The organism is Streptomyces sp. NBC_01450 (assembly GCF_036227505.1).
Classification (GTDB): Bacteria; Actinomycetota; Actinomycetes; order Streptomycetales; family Streptomycetaceae; genus Streptomyces.
The window spans coordinates 352,545-376,804 of the sequence record NZ_CP109481.1; the positions used below are offsets into that span (position 1 = coordinate 352,545).

The 24,260-nt window shown below is 70.4% G+C and carries 13 protein-coding genes and 2 pseudogenes; 9 read left to right on the top strand and 6 right to left on the bottom strand.

Going from position 1 to position 24,260, the window contains the following annotated elements:
- The first annotated feature begins 101 nt into the window (after window positions 1–101).
- From OG568_RS49850 to OG568_RS49875, 6 genes are all read left to right on the top strand, one after another.
- Window positions 102–1,883, top strand: a complete 1,782-nt coding sequence (locus OG568_RS49850; protein ID WP_329536761.1) for a non-ribosomal peptide synthetase — start codon at window positions 102–104, stop codon at window positions 1,881–1,883.
- A complete protein-coding gene (locus OG568_RS49855) occupies window positions 1,880–5,041 on the top strand; it encodes an amino acid adenylation domain-containing protein (protein ID WP_329536762.1) in 3,162 nt (1,053 codons plus the stop codon). The genes OG568_RS49850 and OG568_RS49855 overlap by 4 nt, the downstream gene beginning before the upstream one ends.
- On the top strand, window positions 5,038–5,856 hold the full coding sequence (locus tag OG568_RS49860; protein ID WP_329536763.1) for a thioesterase II family protein: 819 nt from the start codon (window positions 5,038–5,040) through the stop codon (window positions 5,854–5,856). The genes OG568_RS49855 and OG568_RS49860 overlap by 4 nt, the downstream gene beginning before the upstream one ends.
- The gene (locus OG568_RS49865) at window positions 5,853–7,343 is read left to right on the top strand and encodes a hypothetical protein (RefSeq protein ID WP_329536764.1); all 1,491 of its coding nucleotides are present in this window, start codon (window positions 5,853–5,855) and stop codon (window positions 7,341–7,343) included. The genes OG568_RS49860 and OG568_RS49865 overlap by 4 nt, the downstream gene beginning before the upstream one ends.
- A 5-nt stretch (window positions 7,344–7,348) precedes the next feature.
- A complete protein-coding gene (locus tag OG568_RS49870; RefSeq protein WP_329536765.1) occupies window positions 7,349–13,810 on the top strand; it encodes a non-ribosomal peptide synthetase in 6,462 nt (2,153 codons plus the stop codon).
- Window positions 13,811–13,932: 122 nt separating this feature from the next.
- A complete protein-coding gene (locus tag OG568_RS49875; RefSeq protein WP_329536766.1) occupies window positions 13,933–14,916 on the top strand; it encodes a TauD/TfdA family dioxygenase in 984 nt (327 codons plus the stop codon).
- Window positions 14,917–15,046: 130 nt separating this feature from the next.
- Here the strand turns inward: OG568_RS49875 and OG568_RS49880 are convergent.
- A pseudogene (locus tag OG568_RS49880) lies at window positions 15,047–15,202 on the bottom strand (DUF485 domain-containing protein); the annotation flags it as partial.
- 287 nt (window positions 15,203–15,489) lie between these two features.
- On the opposite strand from OG568_RS49880, the gene OG568_RS49885 reads away from it, so the two are divergent.
- Entirely contained in the window at window positions 15,490–17,010 is a 1,521-nt protein-coding gene (locus tag OG568_RS49885; RefSeq protein ID WP_329536767.1) for a S8 family serine peptidase, read from the top strand.
- A 381-nt stretch (window positions 17,011–17,391) separates the two neighbouring features.
- Here OG568_RS49885 and OG568_RS49890 read toward each other — a convergent pair whose 3' ends face one another.
- Window positions 17,392–17,874 (bottom strand): GmrSD restriction endonuclease domain-containing protein, encoded by a 483-nt coding sequence (locus OG568_RS49890; RefSeq protein ID WP_329536768.1) that lies wholly within the window; start codon window positions 17,872–17,874, stop codon window positions 17,392–17,394.
- Between the two features lie 408 nt (window positions 17,875–18,282).
- Window positions 18,283–18,708 (bottom strand): lamin tail domain-containing protein, encoded by a 426-nt coding sequence (locus OG568_RS49895; RefSeq protein ID WP_329538238.1) that lies wholly within the window; start codon window positions 18,706–18,708, stop codon window positions 18,283–18,285.
- Between the two features lie 632 nt (window positions 18,709–19,340).
- On the opposite strand from OG568_RS49895, the gene OG568_RS49900 reads away from it, so the two are divergent.
- Entirely contained in the window at window positions 19,341–20,663 is a 1,323-nt protein-coding gene (locus OG568_RS49900; protein WP_329536769.1) for an ATP-binding SpoIIE family protein phosphatase, read from the top strand.
- 153 nt (window positions 20,664–20,816) lie between these two features.
- Here OG568_RS49900 and OG568_RS49905 read toward each other — a convergent pair whose 3' ends face one another.
- The 3 genes and pseudogenes from OG568_RS49905 to OG568_RS49915 form a co-directional block, all read right to left on the bottom strand.
- The gene (locus OG568_RS49905; RefSeq protein WP_329529971.1) at window positions 20,817–21,239 is read right to left on the bottom strand and encodes a hypothetical protein; all 423 of its coding nucleotides are present in this window, start codon (window positions 21,237–21,239) and stop codon (window positions 20,817–20,819) included.
- Entirely contained in the window at window positions 21,236–22,066 is an 831-nt protein-coding gene (locus tag OG568_RS49910; protein WP_329529970.1) for an IS5 family transposase, read from the bottom strand. Before OG568_RS49910 ends, OG568_RS49905 begins: the two co-directional genes overlap by 4 nt.
- Window positions 22,067–22,414: 348 nt before the next feature.
- Window positions 22,415–22,957: pseudogene (locus OG568_RS49915) on the bottom strand (DNA polymerase III subunit alpha); the annotation flags it as partial.
- A 57-nt stretch (window positions 22,958–23,014) separates the two neighbouring features.
- Here OG568_RS49915 and OG568_RS49920 point away from each other — a divergent pair.
- A protein-coding gene (locus OG568_RS49920) for an IS3 family transposase (protein WP_329536770.1) occupies window positions 23,015–24,186 on the top strand; the annotation gives its coding sequence in 2 pieces (ribosomal slippage) (window positions 23,015–23,276 and window positions 23,276–24,186; 1,173 coding nt in all).
- Window positions 24,187–24,260: the final 74 nt, after the last annotated feature.

Genomic DNA, 24,260 nt, shown 5'->3' on the forward strand with positions numbered 1-24,260 from the left:
GGTCGGCACGGCCGGGTCGTTCACACCGCCGGTTCGCCGGATCGCCTGAATTCCACGATGAGATCGCACGCCGCCGCTGAGCACGCGTGCGGGAGGAAGCTGTGAAGACAACGAACGAACGCGCCGCCACCCTGGTCGAGCTCTTCGCCGACTCGGTGCGGCGCCACGGGGGACGGTCGGCTGTCGGAGACGGCACGACGACGCTCACCTACGAGGAGCTGGACCGCAGGTCGGACGCCGTGGGCGCGCTGCTCAGCAGCCACGGGGTGGGCGTCGAGGACCGGGTCGGGGTCTACCTGCCCCGCTCCGTCGACTTCGCCGTCGCGGTGCTCGGCGTCCTCAAGGCCGGAGCGGCCTACGTCGCGGTGGACCAGCGCTACCCCGACGCCCGCCGGGACCGGATGCTGCAGGACAGCGGCGCGAAGGTCGTCCTCAGCGACCAGGCGTCGGCCGGCTCGCTGACGGCGGTACCCGCTGAGGTCGTGCCGATCGGTGACTGGGCCGGGTTCGATGGCCAGGGCGCGGGCGCGGCACCGCTGCCGGAGAACGCGGCGAGCGTCCTGTTCACCTCGGGCTCCTCGGGCCGGCCGAAGGCGATCGTGCTGGAGCACCGGAACATCGTGTCGTTCGCGACCAACCCCGGCCTGCCGCAGCTCCACCCCGAGGACCGGACGGGGCAGATCTCCAACGTCTCCTTCGACGCCTTCCACTTCGAGATGTGGACCACCCTCGCGGCCGGTGCCCAGATGGTCGTCCTGCCGCCGGCACCGGAACTGCTCGCCGCGGGCTTCCGGCGGCAGATGGAGGAGTACGGCGTCTCGGCGATGCTCGTGCCCACCATGGTGGTCAACCACGTCGTGCGGGAGGACCGGGACGCGTTCGCGTCGCTGCGGGTGCTCTGCGCCGGCGGTGACGTCCTCCAGCCCTCCGCCTGTCGCGACCTGCTCACGGGCTGCTTCCAAGGACAGCTCTACAACCTGTACGGGCCAGCCGAGACCACCACCGCCTGTACCGCGCACCTGGTGACCGAGTCGGATGTGCGGTCCGGCACGGTGCCGATCGGGACCGCGCTCGCCGGAGTGACGGTCCGGCTGCTCGACGCGGACCTGCGGGAGGTACCCGCGGGCGAGCGCGGGGAGATCTTCGTCGGCGGCCCGGGCCTGGCCCGCGGCTACCTCGACCGCGCGGACCTCACCGCCGAGCGCTTCGTGACGGTCACCGTCGACGGCGCCCCGATGCCGATGTACCGGGCCGGCGACCTGGCACAGCTGCGTGCGGACGGGGCGCTGCTGTTCATCGGCCGCGCCGACGACCAGGTGAAGATCCACGGCTACCGGGTGGAGCCCGGCGAGGTCGAGCAGTCGCTCCGGCACCACCCCGAGGTGCAGGACGCCGTCGTGCTCGCCGAGGGCGAGGGCGACGACCGCCGACTGGTCGCCTTCGTCGTGCTCGGCGAGGAACTGGACATCGCGGAGCTGCGCGCCCGGGTGGAGCGGAACCTGCCCGACTACATGGTGCCGAGCAGCTTCATCGTCCAGAGCGAGATCCCGTACACCCAGCACGGCAAGCGAGACAACGCGGCCCTGCGGGAGGCGCTGGCAGGGCACGACGCCCACGCCGCGGAAGACTTCGCGGAACCGCTCGGCGAGACCGAGCACTACGTGGCCGCCCTCTGGGCGGACCTGCTCGGCGTCGAACGGGTGGGCCGCGACCAGGACTTCTTCGCCCTGGGCGGGCACTCCATGCTCGCCTTCCGGATGAGCCACCGGATCAACCGCGAACTCGGCACCCGGCTCGCCTTCTCGGTCGTGCTGGACCACACCACCGTGCAGGGCCTGGCCGAGCAGCTCGACCTGGTACGGACGCCGGCGGCGGGCAAGTGAGCACGGCAGCCGACGTCCACCGCGCCCGCCGGGGCGCGGCCCCGCCCGATCCGTACGCCCACGGCGAGCGGATAGAACTCGTGGTCGCCCACCACGCCCGGCTCCGTCCCGACGCCGTCGCGGTCCAGCAGGCCGAGGAGACGATCAGCTACGGCTCGCTCGTCGAACGGGCCGAGGCCGTCGCCGCGCAGCTGCGCCGCCGGGGCGTGCCCGTCGGCGCCCAGGTCGCGGTGGCGATGGACCGCTCGATCGACCTGGTGGCCACGCTGCTGGGCGTCCTGCGGGCCGGTGCCGCCTACGTGGCCGTCGACCCGCAGTGGCCCCGGCTCCGGATCGCGGACGCGGTGCGCGGAACGGACACCTGTCTCCTCGTCACCGACGACGGCGAGCTCGCCGGGGATGTGTGTGCCGGGACGGGCGTCCCCGCCGTCACGCCGGGCGAGCTGTTCGCCGGCGACCCCGCCGCCGCACCCCCCGCGGAGACCGACGGCACGCGCACGGCGAGCGTCTTCTACACCTCGGGCTCCACCGGCCGGCCCAAGGGCGCGCTGTCGCCCCACCGCGGCACCCTCCGGACGGTCGTCGACTGTCCCGCGATCTCGGTCGGCGCCGACACCGTGTTCCTCCAGGCGTCACCGCTGCCGTGGGACGCGTTCTCGCTGGAGCTGTGGGCGCCGCTGCTCAACGGCGGCCGGAGCGTGCTGCTGGACCGCGGTGCCGCCGCCCTGGACGCGGAGCTCCTGAAGGCCGCCGTCCGCCGTGGCGTCAACAGCGTCTGGCTGACGAGTTCGCTGTTCGCCGCGCTGGCCGAGGACCGGCCCGATGTCTTCGAGGGGCTGCGCCTGGTGCTGACCGGCGGCGAGCGGGTCCCGGTGGCCGCCGCACGGCAGGTCCTCGCCGGCTTCCCGGAGCTGCACCTGGTCAACGGCTACGGTCCGGCGGAGTCGACGATCTTCGCCACCCACCACGTCGTCCGGCCGGGCGACGTGGCCGAGGGCAGCACCGAGATCCCCATCGGCACGCCCCTGCCCAGGACCGTGGTCCGGCTGCTGGACCCGGACGGCCGTCCCGGCGCCGCCACGGGCGAGTACGAGGGCGAGATCGCGGTCGGCGGCGACGGCGTCGCCCTCGGCTACGCCGGAGACCCGGAGGAGACCCGGCGGCGCTTCTTCGACCTCGAGGGCGAGCGCTACTACCGCACCGGCGACCTCGCCCAGCGGGACGCGGACGGGCTGCTCCGCTACCGCGGACGCATCGACGACCAGATCAAGGTCCGCGGGATCCGCATCGAGCCCGGCGAGGTGGAGGCCGTCCTCGAGACGCACCCCTCGATCACGAAGGCCTGCGCCGTGGTGGTCGACTCGCCGTCGGGGAGCCGTCGGCACCTGGTGGCCGGGTACACCACCGCCGACCGGCGCCCCCTGGACCCGCCGGAGCTCAGGGCCTTCGCGGCGACCCGGCTGCTGGACGCCATGGTCCCCACGCTCCTCCACCACGTCGACCGGATGCCCCGCAACGCCAACGGCAAGACCGACCGCCGGGCGGTGGCCGCGCTGATCCAGGAGCACCTGGCCGCAGCCGACCCCGGCGGAGACGACCGGGCCGCAGGCGTCGGGGCGGTGGGCGAGGCCCCCGGCGGTCCGCTGGCGGAGGTGCGCTCACTCCTGGGCACGGCCCGGCTGACCGCCGCCGACGACCTCCTCGAAGCCGGGGCGAACTCCCTGGACGTCATCCGGCTGGCGGCCCGGCTGGGCCGACGGCTCGACGCCCGGTTGACCGCCGCCGACGTCTACCGGCTCCGTTCGGTCGAGGCGATCACCGCCTACTGCGCCGGTGCGGCGCGGGCCGACGAACTGCCGGAAGCAGTCGACGAGGAGAGCGACGGCCCGCTCTCCCACGCCCAACAGCGCTTCTGGCTCGCCGAGATGGCCTCGCCGGGAGCGGCGGACAGCACCATCGTGCTGGCCTACCTGCTCGCCGGTCCGCTCCGGCGGGACATCCTCGCCGAGGCACTCGCCGAGTGCCTGCGGTCGCACGCGGCACTGCGGACGGTCTACCTCTGGGGCGACGAGGGCCCGGTGCAGCGGATCCTGCCGCCCGAGCCGACTGGCAGATTCCTGGAAGAGGTCGAGCCGCCGTCCGACGCCGTCGGGCGCGAACCGCAGGAACTCGCCGAGGCGCTCGTCGCCGACTGGTGGGACCGCCCGTTCGCGCTGGACTCGGAGATCCCGGTGCGGTTCAGGCTCTGCCGCATCGGTGACGAACGGCACCTGCTCTGCCTCCAGGTGCACCACATATCCTTCGACGGAAGCTCGGAGCACGCCTTCGTGGCCAACCTGCGGGCCGCCTACGAAGCCCGCTGCGCCGGACGGCCCGTCCCCGCGCACGAAGGGCGGCTGAGCTACCGGCGCTACGCCGCCTGGGAGGCGCACCAGCTCGCCGACTGGGCCGACCGGGACCTCCCCTACTGGTCCGACCAACTGCGGCCGGCTCCCGAGCCGTTCCTGCCGGCGCCCACCGGTGGTGCCGCCGAGGCGGCCCGACGGGAGCTCGCCACCCGCGTGGACGCCGAAACGGTGACAGCCCTGGCGGCGGTCTGCGCGGGTCTGGGCGGACCGGTCCTGACCGGACTCATGGCCGCGGCCGGGCTCGCCCTGGCACGGACCTTCGGGATCGCCGACCCGGCGCTCGGAACCGTGACGGCCGGCCGGTTCGACCCCGTCCCGGAGTCGACCGTCGGCTACTTCGTCAACCCGTTCGTCGTCCGCCTGACGGCGAAGCCGGAAGAGGACGCGAGCACCGTACTCGCCCGTGCGGTGCGGCTGGTCGTGGACGGCCTCGACCACGCGCGCACGCCGTTCGACGACGTGGTGGGCGCACTGGCACCCGCCCGAGGGCGCCACCCCTTCTTCCAGACCTTCGTCGTCCTCCAACTGCCACCGCCGGCCGACGCTCTGGGCGCCGGTGTCGAGCTGACGCCCATACGGATCCGGCCGCCGCGCACCGCGATGGAGCTCGTGATCGAGGCGATTCCCGGCGCAGACGGCTCCTGGACGGTCGTCACGCAGTGGCGGGAGGACGGCGTCAGCGCCGACGCTGTCGCCCGTGTGGACGTGGAGCTGCGTCGCTGCCTGGCCGAGATGGCGGGTCAGGCATGACCACCGACACCGGGTCCCGCGCCGGGCGATGGCTGTGCGGGTTCCACCCGGCACCGAGGCGTCCGACCTCGCGCCTGTTGATGCTGCCGCACGCCGGCGGCTCCGCCAGTTTCTACTTCCCGTTCTCGGAGGCGTTGTCCGGCGACGTGGACGTGCTGGTGGCGCAGTATCCAGGTCGGCAGGAACGCCACAGGGAGCCGTCGATCACCGACATCCGGGAGCTGGCGGTCGCGGTGCTCGCCGCGCTGACGGCGGACGGACTCGATGATGTGCCGCTGGCGCTGTTCGGACACAGCATGGGCGCTCTTGTCGCGTACGAGATGGCCGGGCTCCTCGAAGAACGCGGTGTGCCGGTCGCGCGACTGTTCGTCTCCGGGTGCCGTGGCGCGGCCGTGCCCGACGATCCGCGGCGGTTGCACGCCGCCGACGACGACGCCCTGATGGCCGAGTTGGCGGCGATGGGGGGAACCGACGTCGAGCTGCTCAGCCACCCGGACATCCGCCAGATGGTCCTACCGCCACTGCGCGCCGACTTCCGTGCCGTGGAGACGTACAGCCACCGGCCCCGGCAACCCTTGCGCGTCCCGGTGACCGCGCTGATCGGTGATATGGACCCCCGGGTGCGGCCGGGCACCGCAGAGGCCTGGTCCGAGCTCACGCTTGGATCGTACGAACTGCGGATCTTCCACGGAGACCACTTCTTCCTCGTGGCGCCGGGGACGTTCGGCGAGGTGGTCAAACTCCTGCGCGACCGGTTGACCGGACCGGGTCCATCGACCACTCACATCTCTCACGGTGAGGAAGAAGCACTATGATCACCCATTGGTGGCTCCATCAGCTGCCCCCGGTTTCCGGCGTCCTCAGGGCGGTCCTCTACGCGGGGCTGCTCGTACTTTGTATGAACCAGCAGCCCACGCCGCTGTTCGCGCCGAAGATCATGGCGAAGACCGAGTCGGCCTTCTACACTCCCGTCCTCGCGCTGCGCGTCCTAGGGATCCGATGGGTCCGCCCGGCGGTGCTCGTGGTGGTCAGGAATCTGACCATCGTCGCCTGGATCGCCGCGACGGCGGGCCTGCTGCAACCGGTCGCCGGGATCCTCACCTTCCTGGGCTTCGCGTTCCTGCACGCGGTGAACGCCGGTGCGCTGGGCGCCAACCACTCCAGCCACGCAGCCCTCTACACCCTGTTCGCCATGTGCTTCTCGGTGTCCTACGACTTCTCGCTCGACGGGCTGCTCGCCGACCACACCGCCTGGCCCCTGCTGGTGGCCCGCGACTCCGCGTTCACGTCGGGATTCGCCCCCTGCCTGCTGCTGGTGGCACTCGCCTACACCCTGTTCGCCGCCGGCGTCGCGAAGCTGCGCTTCGGCCGGCAGGGCTGGTTCGACGGCACCGCGCTGAACTTCTACCTCCGGATCTCCCAGCCGGCGGCACGCTGGCTGTGGCTGTCGCGGTTGATGATCTCCAAGCCGTGGCTGTGCCGGCTGGCCGCCTGGGGCACGCTGGTCGTCGAACTCGGCGCGGTGGCCGCCATTTTCAGCTGGCAGCTGCGCATGCCCATGGTCCTGGCGTGGATCGCCATGCACATCGTCATCCTCTGGGTCATGTTCCCGGCCTACTACATCCAGATGTGGTGCTACCTGCTGCTGTTCGACTGGCCCTGGCTGATCGAGCAGGTCACCGGCGACCGCCCGGCGACGCACGTCTTCACCTCCGACGGGCCGGTCGCCACGACCATGGCCGTCGTGGGCTGCGCGCTGACCGCCGCGCTCCTCTATGTCCTGGTCGTCAGCTCGGAGCAGTGGCCGTTCACCAGCGTGCCGATGTACTCCAACGGCACCGCCGAGGCGGACCTGATCCCGCTGCCGGGCCGTGCCGAACTCCATGAGCGCGCCACCCGGGCGGCCCACGGGCGGCACACCGCCTGGGGCCGCGCCTGGGTCGACGAGGAGTACCTGGAGGACATCTGGGCCCGTCCGGTGGACCCCGACGCCGAGCCGCAGCGCATGTTCCACCTGCTGATGGAGGAGGGCACTTCGACCTTCGTCCGCTGGTCGCAGTACGCCAAGGTGGTCCGCGAGCTCGCCATCGAGGACGTCCTCGCGAAGCCGCCGAACAGCCCGGAGCATGCCGAGGACCAGGTCTACCCGGCCGCCGCGTTCCTGCGGCAGGTCGCCCCGCTGTTCCGCGCGGCGCTGCCGACCTGGGAGAAGTACGAGGCACTGGAGCTGGTGTGCCGCACCAGTTGCGGTGGTGTCCTGATCGGCCGCGCCGAACTGGCCGAGTCCCGAGTCGCGAGGTGAACGCGATGACCGCACCGCAGAGCATCAGCGAGATCGCGTCCGCCCCGGACGCGGAGTGGTACCCGCTGTCGTCGGCGCAGCTGACGATGTGGCTGGCTGTCCAGTCCGGCGACGCCCACGCCGCGTACACGGTTCCCGCCGTCTACCGGCTGGACGGCGAGCTGGACGTCAAGGCGCTCAAGGAGGCGTTCACCGAGCTGCTGCGGCGCCATGAGGCGCTGCGCACCGTGTTCGGCAGCGTGGACGGCGTGCCTCGGCAGCGGTCGGCCGCCGACGCGGAGCTGGACTGGACGTACCGGGTCGCCGCCCAGGGGACCGACCGGCTGATCGAGCACTTCGTGTCGCGCCCGTTCGACCTGGCCGCCGGGCGCCTGCTGCACGTGATGCTGGTGCAGGAGGCCGCCGACCACCACGTCCTGGTCCTCGCGGCGCACCACATCGCGGTCGACGGATGGTCGTTGACCGTGCTCCTCGACCAGGCGCTGGACGCCTACCGGCGAGGTGTGCAGGGCGCCTCGCAGGAGGCCGAGGACGGTGCCCGGCTCCAGTACAGGGACTACGCGGTCTGGCAGCAGACCGTGCTCGACAGCGGCGCCCTGGACGCCTCCCGGGAGTACTGGCGGCAGCGTTTCCAGGAGCCGGTCGAGCGGGTGGACCTGCCCGCCGACCGCCCCCGCCCGACAGTGCGCAGCCACCTCGGCGCGAACGCCACCCGCGTCCTGCGGCAGGAGACGGTGGCCGCCCTCAAGGACCTCTGCCGGCTGGAGCGGACCACGGCGTTCGCCGCGCTCAGCGCCGCACTGCGGGTGCTGGTGTACCGCTACAGCGGGCAGCGGGACATCGCCCTGGGCACCTCCGCCGTCAACCGGCCGCTGCCCGAGCTGTTCGACCAGGTCGGCTGCTACGTCAACAGCGTGGCGCTGCGCGATCCGGTGGCGCCCGGCGCGAGCTTCCGCGAGCTGCTGCTCAGCAGCCACCGGACCGTGCGCGGCGCCCTCGGCCACGCCGAGTACCCGTTCGACCGGGTGGTCCGTGACGCGGGCGCCGACACCGAAGCGGGGCGCAACGCGCTCTTCGACATCATGATCATGTCCGATGAGGGCTTCGGCGAGCCCGGCAAACAGGTGCCCGGCCTCGGAGTGCAGGCGGTCCGCGTCGGCAACGGCCACAGCAAGATGGACCTGACGCTGTTCTTCGCGGAGACGCCCGAAGGGCTGCTCGCCACCGTCGAGTACGCCGTCGAACTGTTCGACGCCAACCGCATCGAACGGCTGCTGCGCCACTTCGAGGTCCTGCTGGCGGACGCGGTGGCCAGGCCGGACGAGCCGGTGGAGGCCCTCGAACTGCTCGACGCCGCCGAGCGCGAGCTCGTCATGCACGGCTTCAACCGCACCGACGCACCGTACGACCTCGACACCACCGTCGTGCGGCTGTTCGAGGAGCAGGTCCGGCGCACCCCGGACGCCGTCGCGGTCGTCGACGAGCAACGGTCCTGGACGTTCGCCGAGCTCAACGCGCAGGCCAACCGACTGGCGTGGACGCTGCGCGACAAGTACGGCGTGGCGACCGGCTCCCTGGTGGCGCTGCGGCTGGCCCGGTCCGCCGACCTGACGGCGGCGGTCCTCGGCGTCCTGAAAGCCGGTGGCGCGTACCTGCCGCTGAGCACGACCGACCCCGACGACCGGGTCCGCCACGTCCTGGACGACAGCGGATGCGCCGTCGTGCTGCGGGTCGGGGACGCCGTGGACCCCGCGGACGCCGCGGACCCCCCCCTCACCGGCCGGACGCTGCTGGACCTGGCCGGGCCGCTGTCGGAGCGCACCGACGACCCGCCGCCCGCCGCGGGGCCGGACGACCTCGCCTACTGCATCTATACCTCAGGGTCCACCGGGCTCCCCAAGGGCGCCCTGGTCGAGCACCGCTCCCTGGTCAACCGGCTGCACTGGATGGTCGAGGACCTGGGCCTCGGCGAGGACGACGTCATCCTGCAGAAGACGCCGTACACCTTCGATGTCTCCGTCTGGGAACTGCTGCTGCCCGGGACGATCGGCGCCCGGCAGGTCATGCTCCCGCCCGGGGGAGAGTCCGACCCCGAGCTGATCCGGTCGACCATCCGCCGCCACGCGGTGACCGTGGTGCACTTCGTCCCGTCCATGCTCAGCCAGTACCTGAACTCCTGTCAGGACGGCTTCCCGGGAGTGCGGTTCTGCGTCTGCAGCGGCGAGGAGCTCGACAGCAGCCTCGCGCGGAGCTTCTTCGGCGCCGTCGGGGACGACGGTGCGCGACTGATCAACTACTACGGCCCGACCGAGGCGGCCGTGGACGTCACCACGCTGCACGTGGAACGCGACCGGCCGGTCACCCTCGGCCGTCCGGCGCCCAACAACCGCCTCTACGTCCTCGACGACAGCGGCCGGCCGTGCCCGATCGGCGTCACCGGTGAACTCTGCATCGGCGGGGCCCAGGTGGCCCGCGGCTACCTGAACCGCCCGGAGCTGACGGCGGAGCGGTTCGTCGCGGACCCGTTCGGCACCGGCCCGTTCGTCGCGGAGGGGGACGGCACCGGCCGGATGTACCGCACCGGTGACCTGGCCTGCTGGTCGCCCGACGGACAGCTGCGTTACCTGGGGCGGCGCGACAACCAGGTCAAGATCCGCGGCCAGCGCGTCGAGCTGGGCGAGATCGAGCAGGCGCTGCGGGACGAACCCGGGATCGAGCGCGCCGTGGTCCTCCCCCGCGCGACCGGCGGGGAGACCGGGCTGCTCTACGCCTACCTGGAGGCCACCGGTTCGGCGCCCTCCAACGAGGCCCTGCGCGCGGCGCTGCTGCGCCGCCTGCCGACCCACATGGTGCCCTCCCACTTCCTGCGCGTCGACACCCTGCCGCTCACCGCCAACGGCAAGGTGGACCGCCGGGCGCTGTCCCGGCTCGGCGACGGGGAGCTGGCGATCGCGGAGCGGGTGGCGGCCGCCACCGAGACCGAGCGGGCGGTGGCCGGGATCTGGTCCGCACTGCTCGGCAGCGACGCTTTCGGAAGCACGGACGACTTCTTCGTGATCGGGGGCCACTCCCTGCTGGCCCTGCAACTGGCCAGCCGGGTCAACGAGCACTTCGGCCTCGACCTGCCGTCGGCCGCCTACTTCGCCCACCGCACCATCGCCGCCCAGGCCCGCCTGGTGGACGAGACGGCCCCGCGGACCCACACCGGTATACCGGTGGTCGCCCGCACGGACGGCCACCCGCTGTCCTTCGCGCAGGAGCGGATGTGGTTCCTGTCCCAGCTCGACTCCGACAGCACCGCCTACCACATCCGTACGCTGGCGACCTTCCGCGGCCCGCTGGACGTCCCCGCCCTGCGCCTCGCGCTGGAGGACCTCGTCGCCCGGCACGAGCTGCTCCGCGTCACCTACGACGCGGCCGGCGGGACACCGACCCAGCGGGTCCGGGAAGGGCTGCCCCTGGCCTACGCCGAGCACGACCTGACCGCGTGCGATCCCGCGGAGCTGGACGAGGCCGTCGCACGGCTGGTGCAGACCGACGACATGGTGCCCTTCCGGCTCACCGAGGAGGCACCGGTCCGGTTCGCCCTGTTCCGGACGGGCCCGTCCGAGCACCGGTTCCTGCTCACGCTCCACCACATCGCGGGTGACGGCTGGTCCATGCGGCTGCTGATGCGCGATCTCGCGGCCCTCTACGGCCGGCGGGCGGATCCGTCGCAGGCGCAGTCCGTGCCGGCGCCGTCGCAGGTCCAGTACATCGACTACGCCGCGGCCGTCCGGGAACGGGTGGCGAGCGGGGCGGTCGAGCCCGATCTGCAGTACTGGCTCGCCAAGCTCGCGGGCGCGCCCCAGCTCGAACTGCCGACGGACGTGCCGGAGCCCCAGGGCAGCGGCCGGGCCGACGGCCGCCTCGCGCGGAGCGTGCCCGTGGAGACCGGCGCGGCACTGCACAGGCTCGCGGCGCAGACCTCGACGACCCCGTTCGAGATCGCCATGGCCGCGCTCAACCTGCTCCTGTCCCGGCTCAGCGGCCAGTCGGACGTGGTGGTCGGCTACCCGGTGGCCAACCGTGACGCCGTCGAGACGGAGAGCATCGTCGGCCTGTTCCTCAACACGCTCGTGCTGCGGACCGAGTTGGCCGGCGACTCGACCTTCCTCGACCTGCTCTCCCGGGTCAGTGCCGGGCTCCACGAGGGCTACGCGCACGAGGCCGCGCCGTTCGAGCTGCTGGTGGAGCGACTCAACCCGGTGCGGCGCCTCGACCGCAGTCCCGTGTTCGACGTGCTGCTCAACTACCTCGGCCGGCTCCACGAGGAGGCGGTGATCGACGGCGTGGAGACGTTGTTCGACGACACCCTCTGGGAGCCCGAGGCCAAGCTGCCGTTCACGTTCTACGTCTCGGAGCGGGACGACGCCGCCCTGCACATCGAGCTCGTCTACCGCACCGACTCCTGCTCGGCGGCCCGCGCGGCGGCCATGCTGGGGCAGTTCAGCGCACTGCTGACCCAGGTCGTCGCCGCACCGAACCGCCCGCTGGACGCGTACTCCCTGGTCCTGCCCGGTGACGCCCATGCCGGTGCGGCCCTGGCGACGCCGATGGACGCGCCCGCGCAGCCGCCGGTGACCGAACTGATCGCGGCCCGGGCCGCGATCGCACCGGACGCCACGGCCGTCAGCCACGGCGGCTCCGCCCTGACCTACCGGCAGCTGGTCGACCGCTCCGAGGAGCTCGCCCGGCACCTGGTCGCGGCGGGGTGCGGGCGGGGACAGGTGGTCGCGGTGACGGGGCCGCGGAGTCCGGGGTTCGTCGTGGCGATGCTGGCGGTGCTGCGCAGCGGCGCCGTGTTCTTCCCCGTGGACCCGGCGCTGCCAGCAGGGCGGCGTCGGCACCTGGTCGACGTCGGCGCTCCGGTGTTCTGCGTCCGGGTCGAGGAGGCCGACGAGCCGCAGCCCGCCGTCATCGAGGGCATGCCGCAGACCACCGTGGACGCCGGTACCGGGCTGTCGCAGCTGGCGGGCCGCGAGGCGTCGCTCCCGGCGGCCCCTGAGGTGGCGCTCCCGGCGGTGGACCCCGATTCCCCCGCGTACCTGTTCTTCACCTCGGGAACCACGGGCACGCCCCGCGGAGTCCTGGGCCGGCACGCCTCGTTGACCCACTTCCTGCGCTGGCAGAGCCAGGAGTTCGGTGTGACGTCGCAGGACCGGTGCGCTCAGCTGACCAGCTCCTCCTTCGATGTGATGCTCCGTGACACGCTCGTCGGCCTGGTCAGCGGCGGCACCACGGTGCTGCCCGGGCCCGAGGACGTGCTGGGCGGGAAGGCGGTGTTCTCCTGGCTGGTGAGGGAGCGGATCACGGTGCTGCACGCGGCACCGACGGTGCTCCAGTCATGGCTGCTGGACGCGTCGGCCGGTACCGGCCTGGGCGAGCTGCGGCTGGCCTTCCTGGCCGGCGAGCCGCTCAAGGCGGCGCTCGTCGAGCGGTTCCGGGAGGTCCTCTCCGACTCCGCCGAGGTGGTGAACCTCTACGGCCCGACCGAGACGACGATGGCGAAGTTCGCCTACCGCGTCCCGCGGAACGCCGCGCTGCCGCAGCTGCTGCCGGTGGGCTCGCCGCTGCCGCAGTGCCAGGCCGTCCTGATGCGCGACAGTGAGCTGTGCGGTGTGGGCGAGCTGGGGGAGATCCTCATCCGCACGCCGTTCCGGACCTTCGGCTACTTCGAGAACCCCGAGGCGAACGAGGCGGCCTTCCTGCCGAACCCGCAGCGCGCCGACGCGTCGGACCTGCTCTACCGGACCGGTGACCTGGGCCGGCTGCGCCCCGACGGGCTGCTGGAGGTCCGCGGCCGGATCGACGACCAGCTCAAGATCAACGGAGTGCGCCTGCACCCCGCCGAGATCGAGAGCGTCGCACTGGCGCACCCGTCGGTGTCCGCGTGCGTCGTCGTGGCGCACCGCCGCAGCACGGAGGAGTACCACCTGGTGGCGTACGCCGTCCCTCGTGCGGGCGCCGATACGGACCGTCTGCCGTCGCAGCTGCGCTCGCACCTGGCCGAGCAGTTGCCGTCGGCCCTCGTCCCCGCCGAGTTCATCGTGATCGACGCGATTCCGACGACGGCGAACGGCAAGCAGGACCGGGCCGCCCTGCCGCTCCCGCGCTTCCTGTCCGACCAGGCCGTCTCCGCCACGCCACCGCGCTCCGCGACCGAGGAGCAGATCTGCGCGATCTGGCAGGACGTCCTCGGCGGCCCGGTCGCCGGGATCGACCAGAACTTCTTCGAACTCGGCGGCTCCTCGTTGAAGGTGCTGCGCCTGCACGCGCTGCTGAACGAGCACTTCTCCAGCGCGGTCCGGGTGGCACAGCTGTTCACCCACGCGACCGTCGCCGGTCAGGCCGAGCTGGTTGCCCCGCGCCAGGTCCGCCACGAGGAGAGCCTCCTCGGTGAAGGGGTCATCGTGCTGGATTTCTAGCCCCTCTTCCTGGAACCACGGAAAGTTCCGGCCGTGCGGGACGGGCTCCCGTCCCGCACGGCCCGGACATCGGCGAATCGAACAGCACCGGCACGGCCGGCGTGATGGATGAAGGACGGATGATGACAGCGGTCAGCAACGGCTCCCCGTTGGTTGTATGGCATGTGGAGGCACTTGATGACGCACGTGATGGAGCCCTCGACTGGGCCCGGCGCAACAGGGGGGAGTTGAGGTCGGCCGTCACGGAGCACGGCGCCGTGCTGGTGCGGGGCCTCGGGCTGGGCGACCCGGAGACCTTCGCCGCGGTCAGCAAGGCGCTCGCCGACACCGACGAACTGATGGTGGAACACGAGGGGTTCGCCCACCGCGACGAGGCCCCCGGACCGGTCTACTCCACCGCCAGCTGGGCCGACGACCAGACCATGTGTATGCACCACGAGCTGAGCTACGCCCGCGAGTTCCCCGCCATGCTCATCATGGGCTGCCTGACCGCCCCGGACCAGGGCGGCTGCACCGCCGTGGCCGACTCCAGCGCCGTGGTCGACGCGCTCCCCGCCGAGGTGGTGGACCGCCTGGAGACCGAGGGCTGGCTGCTCACCCGCAACTACAGCGACACGGTCGGGCTGCCCTGGGCGGAGGCCTTCGGCACCTCCTCCCGGGACGAGGTGGAACGGTACTGCCGCGAGGGGGGCATCGAGTTCGAGTGGCGAGGCGACGACCTGCGGACCTGGCACCGTCGACCCGCCCTGATCACCCACCCGGTCACGGGACGGCGGTCCTGGTTCAACCAGATCGCCTTCTTCTCCGAGTGGAGCCTCGATGAGGACGTCCGCGACTACCTCGTCTCGGTGCTCGGGCCCGACGGCCTCTCCTTCAACACCGGGTGGGGGAACGGCGAACCCTTCACCGCCGACCTCATCCAGGTGATCAACGAGGCCTATGTGCGAGCGACCCGCCGCGAACCCTGGCAGGCGGGCGACCTGCTGATGGTGGACAACGTCCGGATGGCGCACAGCCGGGAGGCCTTCGAGGGCGACCGGCGCGTCCTGCTGGCCTTCGCGGACCCGCTGCGCGCCCGGCTCCCCGAGACCGCGCTCGGGATCTGACACCCGCGAGTCCCCCGGCCGCACTCGTGCCAGGCACCGTGTCCGCGGTGGATCCCGTACCGTCGGTGAGGGAGCCGCCGAACGCCACCACGCTGCCCGCGGCGCCCGGACGCAGCACGTCGACGCCGGTCACGTAGAGTAGGTACCAGGCGATGAACGCCACGGTCAGCGGGAAGGCGAACGAGCGGTGGGAGCGGCGCAGTTCGCCGAACTCGGCGCTCGCCTGGACCTCGGCGGACGGCAGGCCGCCCGCGGTCGTGATGGGGGAAGGCGCGTCGGTGGTCACGGGATCTCCTCGTGCTGCGGATGCGTGACGGCGATGGCTGTCGGAGAGGTGTAGCTCACCGGCGGGGACGGGTACGGGGAAGCGCATGCCTCTCCCGCACAAGAGCATTCCTGCGGCGCCCGGAGCCCATTCAACCCTCCTCTTTACTTTTTTTCCGTAGGTCATCACGAGCAAGTCATTGCCGCCCTAAAGGGGACGGTGGATAGCTCCTCCCACCACATGTCATGCACCTGCTGGGCGCTACCGAGCACCAGCTTGTTCACTTTTTCGAATGATATGGAGACCTTGTGGCTCAGCTGACTTCCAAACGACGCCTCGCCCTCGCCGTACCAGTCGTACTGTCGATCACCGCCTCCCTGGGCTTCCTGCCCGGCGCGGCTTCGGCCGCCGCGGGCACCGCGCCCGCCGCACAGGCCGCCGAGGGACCCGAACTGTCGTACGTGGTCAACACCAGGACGGACCGTCACACCCTCTCAGCGGTCCAGCGAGCCATATCCGCGGCGGGCGGCACGATCGTCGTGACGTACGACAAGATCGGTGTGATCGTCGTCCACTCCACGAACCCTGGCTTCGCCACCGCCCTGCGCGCGGTACCCGGAGTGCAGTCGGCGGGCGCCACACGTCACGCGCCGCTCCCGGCGCAGTCCACGACGGACGTCGGTACGCCGAAGGCGCTCACCGCCGACGAGGTCGCGCACGCCAAGGCCGCTGACGGGCAGGACCCGTTGGAGCCGCTGCAGTGGGACCTGCCCGCCATCAAGGCGGACAAGGCACACGAGCGGACGCTCGGCAGCCGCCGTGTCACCGTGGCCGTCATCGACACCGGTGTGGACGACACCCACCCGGACATCGCGCCGAACTTCAACCGCGACGCGTCCGCCAACTGCGTGTCGGGCAAGCCGGACACCACCGAGGGCTCCTGGCGGCCGACCGCCGAGGAGAGCCCGCACGGCACCCATGTGGCGGGTGAGATCGCGGGCGCCAAGAACGGCGTCGGTATCACCGGTGTGGCGCCCGGCGTGCGGGTCGCGGGCATCAAGGTGGCCACCACGGCCGGCTACATCTACACCGAGGCCGTGGTCTGCGGCTTCATGTGGGCGGCCGACCACCACGTCGATGTCACCAACAACAGCTATTACACTGACCCCTGGTACTTCAACTGCGCGAGCGACCCGGACCAGAAGGCTCTCGCGGAGGCCATCACCCGGGCGTCGCAGTACGCGGAGCGCAAGGGCACAGTCAATGTCGCGGCGGGCGGCAACGATGGCTACGACCTGGACGCCGCCTCCATCACCGACCCGGTCTCCCCCAACGACGGCACGCCCAGTGACCGGGTGATCGACCCGCACCAGTGCTTCGCCATCCCGACTCAGCTGCCGGGCGTGGTGACCGTCGCCTCGACCGGGGCGAAGGGCCTCAAGTCGTCGTTCTCCAACTACGGCCTCGGTGTCATCGACGTCGCCGCCCCCGGCGGTGACTCGACCGCCTACCAGGCCCCCGCCCCGCCCGCCACCAGCGGTAAGATCCTCGGCCCGTTGCCCGGCGGCAAGTGGGGATACATGTCGGGCACCTCGATGGCCACCCCGCATGTCGTCGGCGTGGCGGCCCTCATCAAGTCGACGCATCCGGACGCCTCCGCCGCCATGGTGAAGGCCCTGCTGTACGCCGAGGCGGACGGGACGGCGTGCACCGATCCGTATGACATCGACGCGGACGGAAAGATCGACGCGGTGTGCAAGGGCTCGAAGAACCACAACGGGTTCTACGGGTGGGGCACCGTGAACGCGCTGAAGGCCGTGTCCTGGTGACCGTGCGGCTGCACGCGTAGGGCATGCGCGGGGTCCGGTGCCGTCGGTGCCGGACCCCGCGCCATGGTGACGCGCCGCACAGCGCACGGTGTGTTCAAGGGACATGGGTGTCGCCGGGGCGTGGGCGGCGCTGGGCGGGGACCCCGCAATGTTGTCGAGGTGCTGTCACGTTGACCGGTGGGTGAGATGATCTCGGGTTGGTCGGGGGTGGGAGCGGCGCCCGGCGTAGGTCCACCAGGGCATCCTGCTTGTTGATCCCGAACGGGAACGACCAACACCGCGCGGGGAGCGAGAGCCACCTCACCTGACGCCGCGAGCCATGACCACGCCGTCGACGCTGCCGCCGAGTCAGCCACAGTCCTCGTCGAGCGCCCGCTGTTTTCAGCTGGCGCAGGTATCAATCATTGAGGACAGAGCGCTCTTCTCGGCGTCGGTGGTGGTCAGCTTCCAGAGCGATTTGATGTGGGTGTAGTCCTTGGCGTAGGTGCACCAGAAGGCGTGGTTGGACGGTTTCCAGTCGGCGGGGCCGCTGTCGGACTTGGAGGAGTTGGAGGACTCCGAGGCGATGAGGAGCTGAGGGTCTTTGAGGTCGTTGCCAAAGGCTTTGCGCTGACCGGGGTTCCAGGCGTCGGCGCCGGAGCGCCAGGCTTCGGCGAGGGGGACCATGTGGTCGATGGTGGCCTGGGCGACGACGGTGACGGTGGTGTCGTCGTAGGCGGAGTACCAGGAGCCGCCGGCGGGCTGGCAGTGGTTCAGCTGGTCTTGAATGTTCTTGCCGTCGCGGGCGAGGACGTCCTGGCGGGTGGTGCAGCCGTCGGGCTGGGTGGACCAGATGTCGAACTTGTCGCGGGAGTAGCCGTCCATGGAGTGCGGAGCGGCGACGGTCAGGGCGGCAAGTTCGCTGCGTGCGGTCGTGGTCGACGGCGGCGCGGGAGGTTCCGACAGAGCCGGGCCGGCGCAGAGGCCGAGAATAACGAGCGAGGCGGTGGGCAGGCCAACGCGGCGCGGCGGAACATGAACTCTCCAAAGAATGTGAAGGGTTGGAGATGTGTGTTCTTGAGGTAAGCGCACCGCCCACGGGCCGGGCTACGCGCGTTGAGCGGGCGTTTCAACCCCTCCACGCCGCCTTCACCTTGTAGCCATGCGTGGCTCGAGCGAAGGCGGGCAGAGACGCGGTCCGGGCCGCAGGTGATCGGCCCGGACCGTCCTGGATTGACCGCTGCTCGCCCGACCGAGGAGCGGGCCGGGCGAGCAGCGGGGGTTCAGGTTGGGTCAGTGGTGGAAGTGGCGGCGGCCCCAAGAGGCGTCGTCGATGAATCGGCCGTGGTCGTTGCGCAGGGTGGCCCTGTCGCGGTCGTTGTTCCACACGTAGGCGCGACGGTCCTGGAACAGGTCGGTGCGGGTGTCGCGGCCGAGACCGGTGTGGACGCGGACGGTGGCGCGGCCGCCCAGGCGGTAGTGGTCGAAGGTGTAGGTGTGGCCGTCCGTGTCGGAGAGGGTCCAGCCGTCCAAGTTCACGCTGCGGCGGCTGTAGTTGGTGATGTCCGCCCATTCCTGGTTCAGGGAACGGTTGGAGCGGTCGTCCGGGCCCGGGGAGTCGTACTGGACGCGGCTGATCTCCACCGCCTGGCGGTGCGGGCGGGGGTCGGCGGCGGATGCCGGGACCGCGATCGCGGCGGTGATGGCGGCAGCGGTCAGCGCGGCGGCGGTCAGACATGGATACGGTCACAGACCAGGTTCAACCAGTGGATGCAACACCGGCTTATTTGATCGATAGTAGATGGTCGTTGAGGGCTTCGGCGGGTGTCTTCCAACCGACCGCGCGTTCACACCCTGCCCGCCGGATCGTCAGAGTGTGAACGCGATTCGCGGGCCGTTACCGATCAACCGCGCCACCGTGACACTTGGCTGCAAGTGCCATCCACTTCACTCTTGCGTGAGGTTGACGCAAACCGAACTGAGCATCCGGGCCCGCCTGGCCATTGAGTACTGACAGCCAGGGGGCCTCCCTGCTGGACAGCCGGTCCATCACCCGAAAGTGAGTAACAGACGAGGCCAGGCCAGGGTCGTCCGTACCTTCATCGAGGACTGCGCCTGGCACAAGGAGCGCTGGTAGGGACCCAAACGTCGCGCTCAGACCGGCCGGGCTGGTGAGCCCAGCCGAGGCTCCGTGATCGAACCGCAGTCTCAGTTGTGCCTACGGATGATCACGTGCCGCGCAGAGTGGATTGCCCGACGCTTCGGCCCAGGTCGGCTGAGAAAAGGAGCCTTGCGGCCATCTGATCTAAGGTCAGGTAAGCAGCGTCGAAGCCTGGTACATCAAGGTGTCCATGCAGTACCCCGAGGGCTGTGACCTGTTCGACCTCGACGCCGTTGCTCCTGAGCTGTTCGGTGGATTGGTGGTCCTCGCACGGCACCGCACGGCGTCCCCTTTCGACGACCGCGACGTCGTCCTGGCCGAGGAGTTGGCATCCCGCGCAGCCCTGTGCCTCGACAACGCCCGCCGCTACACCCGGGAACGTACCGTCGCACTCGCCCTGCAGCGCAGCCTCCTACCCCAGCGGGCACCTCGCCAGGCCGCCGTGGAAGTGGTCACGCACTACATGCCCGCCGATGTCCGCATCGGTATCGGCGGCGACTGGTTCGATGCCATCCCGCTCTCCGGTGCCCGCGTGGCCTTGGTCGTGGGTGACGTCGTCGGCCACGGCATCAGTGCCTCGGCCGCCATGGGCAGGCTTCGCACGGCTGTGCGCAGTCTCGCGGATGTCGATCGGCCGCCGGATGAATTGCTGACACATCTCGACGATCTCGTCCTGCACCTGGGCCAGGACAGCGATCCCGTCGCTGTTGGTAAATCAGAAATGGCTCTTGTCGGCGAAATAGGCGCCACATGCATGTATGCCATCTATGACCCTGTGTCCGGCAGGTGCTCTGTAGCCGGGGCGGGTCACCCTCCGCCAGTGCTGGCAATCCCGAACGGCAAGGTCGAAGTCCTTGACGTGCCAGCAGGACCACCACTCGGCCTCGGTGGCCTACCCTTCGAGGTCGCCGAATTCGACCTGCCGGAGGGCAGTGTCCTCGCACTGTGTACCGACGGGCTCATCAAGGCAGGCAGACGAGACCCAGACACCGGCTACACCCTCCTGCGCGAGGTTCTAGCCGGCCCCGAGCAGTCACTCGATATCAAGCGAGAACAGGTGGTTAGCCGCCTGCTGTCTGCCACCCCTACCGACGACGCCGCGATCCTCCTCGCTCGAACGCGCATCCTGGGCGCTGACCAGGTCGTGGCCTGGGATCTGCCCGATGACCCGGCCATCGTTTCCCGAACCCCCGAACTTGTCGGCACCCAGATGGAAGCGTGGGGACTCCAAGACCTCGTGTTCACGACCGAACTCGTCGTCAGCGAGCCGGTCACCAACGCCATCCGTTACGGCGCCCCGCCCATTCGGCTGCAACTGATACGAGAGGACACCCTCATCTGCGAAGTCTCCGACGCCAGCAACACCGCTCCTCATCTGCGGCGTGCCCGCACCTTTGACGAAGGAGGCCGCGGCCTGATGATCGTCGCTCAGCTGACGCAACGATGGGATAGCCGCAATTCGCCGACAGGCAAGACGATCTGGGCCGAGCAGACCCTGCCTGCGTGTGCGTAATGGAAGCGGCGGGGATGGTCCTGTTATCAACGTCCTGGCCCCCTCGAAGCGGACTATGGGCACGGCGGTCACTGAGAGTGCGGAACGTGAGTTCTTGTCCGTTTCGTGGTTGAGGTTGGGGAAGGATCGCTGGTCGCGGGTGTGGGGTGGCCCTCAGGCGTCGGGGCGGGCGAACAAGCCGGGTTCGGGTTCGATGAGGATGCCCCGGCTGACCAGGCGTTTCAGTTTGCAGCGGATGCCTTCGGTGTTCTTCGGGAGGATCGGCAGGTCGAGGGCCTGGCAGAGATCGCGGGCGCGCATCGGCCGGTCCGCGTCGGCCAGGGCGGAGAGGATCTGCTGGTAGGCGGGGTGGTCGGGGATGTCGGGGCGGTCCGGCCCGGTGGCGGGTGAGGGTAGCGGGAGCGTGAGGAGGGTCTTGCGGGTGATGCGCAGGTTCTCGCTCTCCGCGTCGAGTTCGCCGAGCTGCCGGGTGAGTTCTTCGATGCGGTCCCGGAACTGCTCGGCTTGGTCGTCCAGTTCGCGTTCGCGGGTTTCGATGTGTTCCAGGATGGCTTTGACCTGTGGGTTTTCGCTCATGCGGTCCTCCAGGAGGCGATGGTGGCTCCGGTGAGGCGGCGGCTCATGACGGAGGTCATCGCCCACAGGACGCGGGAGCGGGAGGAGGCGGGGCGGTGTTCGTAGTCGCGTACGAGACGGCGGTAGAACATCAGGATCCCGTTCGTCTGCTCCACGATCCACCGTTTGGCCTGTGGAACGAAGCCTTTGTCGTCCGGGTTGCGCTCGACGATCTCGACGTCGATACCCACGTGTCTGCCGTGCTCGACGACCTTCTTCTTGAAGCCCTGGTCGACCAGGGCCTTTTTCACCGTGTCGCACTGCTCGGTGACAGCGTCCAGCAGGGCGATGCCGGCGGTGTTCTCGTGCGCGGAGGCGGGCAGGACGACGCAGTCAATGACGAGGCCCAGCACGTCCACGGCCAGGCATCTCTTCCTGCCCGGCACCCTTTTCGCGGCGTCCCGGCCCGTCGTCGTGGCCGGGACGCCGACGGCCACGTGGATGCTCTGCGTGTCCAGGACCACCAGGCTCGGGTCGGCTAATCGTTTCCGCTTCTCCCGCAGCTGCCAGCGCAGCAGGTCGTGAATGTCCTGGTCGGTGCCCTCGTCGCGCCAGAGGTAGAAGTAGTACTTCACCGCTCCGGGCGGGGGCATGTCATGGGGCAGGAACTCCCACTGACAACCCGTGCGGTTCTGGTAGAGGATGGCGTTCACGATCTCCCGCATCGCGTACTTCCCCTGATGCCCGCTGACCGACGGATGCCGGGCCTTCCATGCCGTGATCACGGGTTCGACGAGCTCCCACTGCTCATCGGTGAGATCACTCGGGTACGGCTTGCGCATGCTCATGCCACAACTCAAGCGAACCCCGAACGCCTGACCGGCAGCGATGCCCCAACGTCACACCATCGAGCGATGACAAGACCGACGGAACGCCACATCCCGCACTCTGAGGTCTGCCGGGCACCGCGACCGGTCGCGCAGGGCCAAGCAGGATCCAGGGCACCTATCAGGTCCAGGGGGACTGGGGAGAGATCATCCTGCGGCCAGATGCGCCCTCACTATCCATCCCTTCGGAGCCCACCGCCTGGTCCAACCGAAAAGGCCTAGCGGCGGCCGACTGAACTCGTCTGCATGATCGCCCTGTTGTTGCTAGGCTCCCGATATCAGGTGAGGCAACACGCTAGAACTCTCCCCAGAATCGAGCTGGAACAGGCCCACGGTGTCGGAGGCCTGGATGAGTTCGAAGGCGAGCCGGTCGTTGAGGTCGACGTGGTCGGGGTTGTCGAGGTCGATCTGGCGGCCGGTGGTGCGGCGGATCTCGGTGACGGCGTGCGCCATCGCCGACTGCATTCGCACGCCCAGGACGTCGAGCTTGAGCAGTCCGAGGTCTTCGACGTCCTCCTTGTCGGCCTGGACCATCGGGTAGCCGCCCGGGGTGGGCTGCACCGGGAGCCGCTCCAGCAGATCCGCGTCGGGCAGGATGACGCCGCAGGGGTGCATGGCGTAGCCGCGGGGCAGCGCGTCCAGTCCCTCGGCCAGTTCCCACAGAGGCCCGAACTCCCCCGCCCTAGCGGCAAGTCCGCGCAGTTCCGGCAGCTCGGCCAGGGCTCCGCGGATGTCCCGCGCGCGGATGTGCGGGAACTACTTGGCGATCTCGTCCACGACCTGCGGGGCCAGTCCAAGGGCGAGGCCGGTGTCGCGCAGGGCGTGGCGGGCCCGGTAGGTGGACGTTGCCCCTTGATCGTGGACACCTTGATCATTGGATCGTGAGGATCCGAAGGACAGGAGTTCCCGTTGGGGACGTCGAAGTACTCGCCTGAGTTCCGGGCGGATGCCGTCGCGCTGTACCACGCAAGTCCGGGTGGGACGTATGCGTCGGTGGCCAAGGACGTGGGCGTCAATCACGAGACGCTCCGCACGTGGGTGCGGGATGCCGGGCAGGCCGTCCGGCCCGGGGCGGTGGAGGCCACCGCGATGGAGAAGGAGAACCGGCAGCTGCGGGCGCGGGTGAAGGAGCTCGAGCGGGAGATCCTGCGGAGGGCCGCGAAGTACTTTGCGGGCGAGACCAGCTGGTGAGCCGTTTCCAGTTCGTTGACGATCATCGTGGCGCCTTCGGTGTCAAGCGGCTGTGCCGGATCCTGACTGTCTCCCGGTCCGGGTTCTACCGGTGGCTGGCCGGCGCGGACGCGCGGGCCGAGCGGGCCCGGGCCGATGCCGAGCTCGCCGGGCGTATCACCGATATCCACGCCGAGTCCGACGGCACCTACGGGGCTCCACGCGTGACGGCCAAGCTCCGTGACGAGGGCGAGCGGGTCAATCACAAGCGGGTGGCACGCGTCATGCGGAAGTTCAGCATTGTCGGGCTGCACCTGTGCAAGAAGGTCCGCACCACCATCCCCGAGCCGGCGGCGACGCCGGTGCCGGACCTGCTGCGGCGCGACTTCACCGCGATCGCACCGAATAGCCGGTACGTGGGCGACATAACCTACCTGCCCATCGGCGATGGCCAATTCCTTTACCTCGCGACGGTGTTGGACCTGTACTCGAAGCGACTGGCGGGCTGGTCGATCGCTGACCACATGCGGACCTCGCTGGTCATCGACGCACTCAGGGCTGCGGCCGCGGCCCGGGGCGTCGGCGGCCTGCGCGGGGCGATCTTCCACAGCGACAACGGGGCGCAATACGCCTCCAAGGAGTTCGCCCAGGTCTGTGAGGACCTCGGTGTGGTCAGGTCGCGCGGTGCGGTGGGCACCAGCGCGGACAACGCCGCCGCGGAATCGCTGAACGCCTCCCTGAAACGGGAGACGCTGCAGGGGAAGAAGCGGTGGACCGGGGCGCGGGAGGCCCGGCTCGCGGTCTTCCGCTGGGCGACCCGCTACAACACCCGGCGAAGGCACTCCCGCCTCGGCCAGATCAGCCCGATCGCCTTCGAGCAACGATCAACTACGCTGGCCGCTGCCGCATGACAACCGGTGTCCACGGTCAAGGGTCAAGGCCCAGAGGCCCCAGGACGTCGTCCACGGTCTGGCCCTGCTTGGCC

Coding starts and splice junctions, on each gene's coding strand:
- OG568_RS49865 (WP_329536764.1), top strand. CDS start 5,853: ATGATCACCCATTGGTGGCTCCATCAGCTGCCCCCGGTTTCCGGCGTC.
- OG568_RS49905 (WP_329529971.1), bottom strand. CDS start 21,239: ATGAGCGAAAACCCACAGGTCAAAGCCATCCTGGAACACATCGAAACC.
- OG568_RS49875 (WP_329536766.1), top strand. CDS start 13,933: ATGACAGCGGTCAGCAACGGCTCCCCGTTGGTTGTATGGCATGTGGAG.
- OG568_RS49860 (WP_329536763.1), top strand. CDS start 5,038: ATGACCACCGACACCGGGTCCCGCGCCGGGCGATGGCTGTGCGGGTTC.
- OG568_RS49900 (WP_329536769.1), top strand. CDS start 19,341: ATGCAGTACCCCGAGGGCTGTGACCTGTTCGACCTCGACGCCGTTGCT.
- OG568_RS49890 (WP_329536768.1), bottom strand. CDS start 17,874: ATGGACGGCTACTCCCGCGACAAGTTCGACATCTGGTCCACCCAGCCC.
- OG568_RS49870 (WP_329536765.1), top strand. CDS start 7,349: ATGACCGCACCGCAGAGCATCAGCGAGATCGCGTCCGCCCCGGACGCG.
- OG568_RS49910 (WP_329529970.1), bottom strand. CDS start 22,066: ATGAGCATGCGCAAGCCGTACCCGAGTGATCTCACCGATGAGCAGTGG.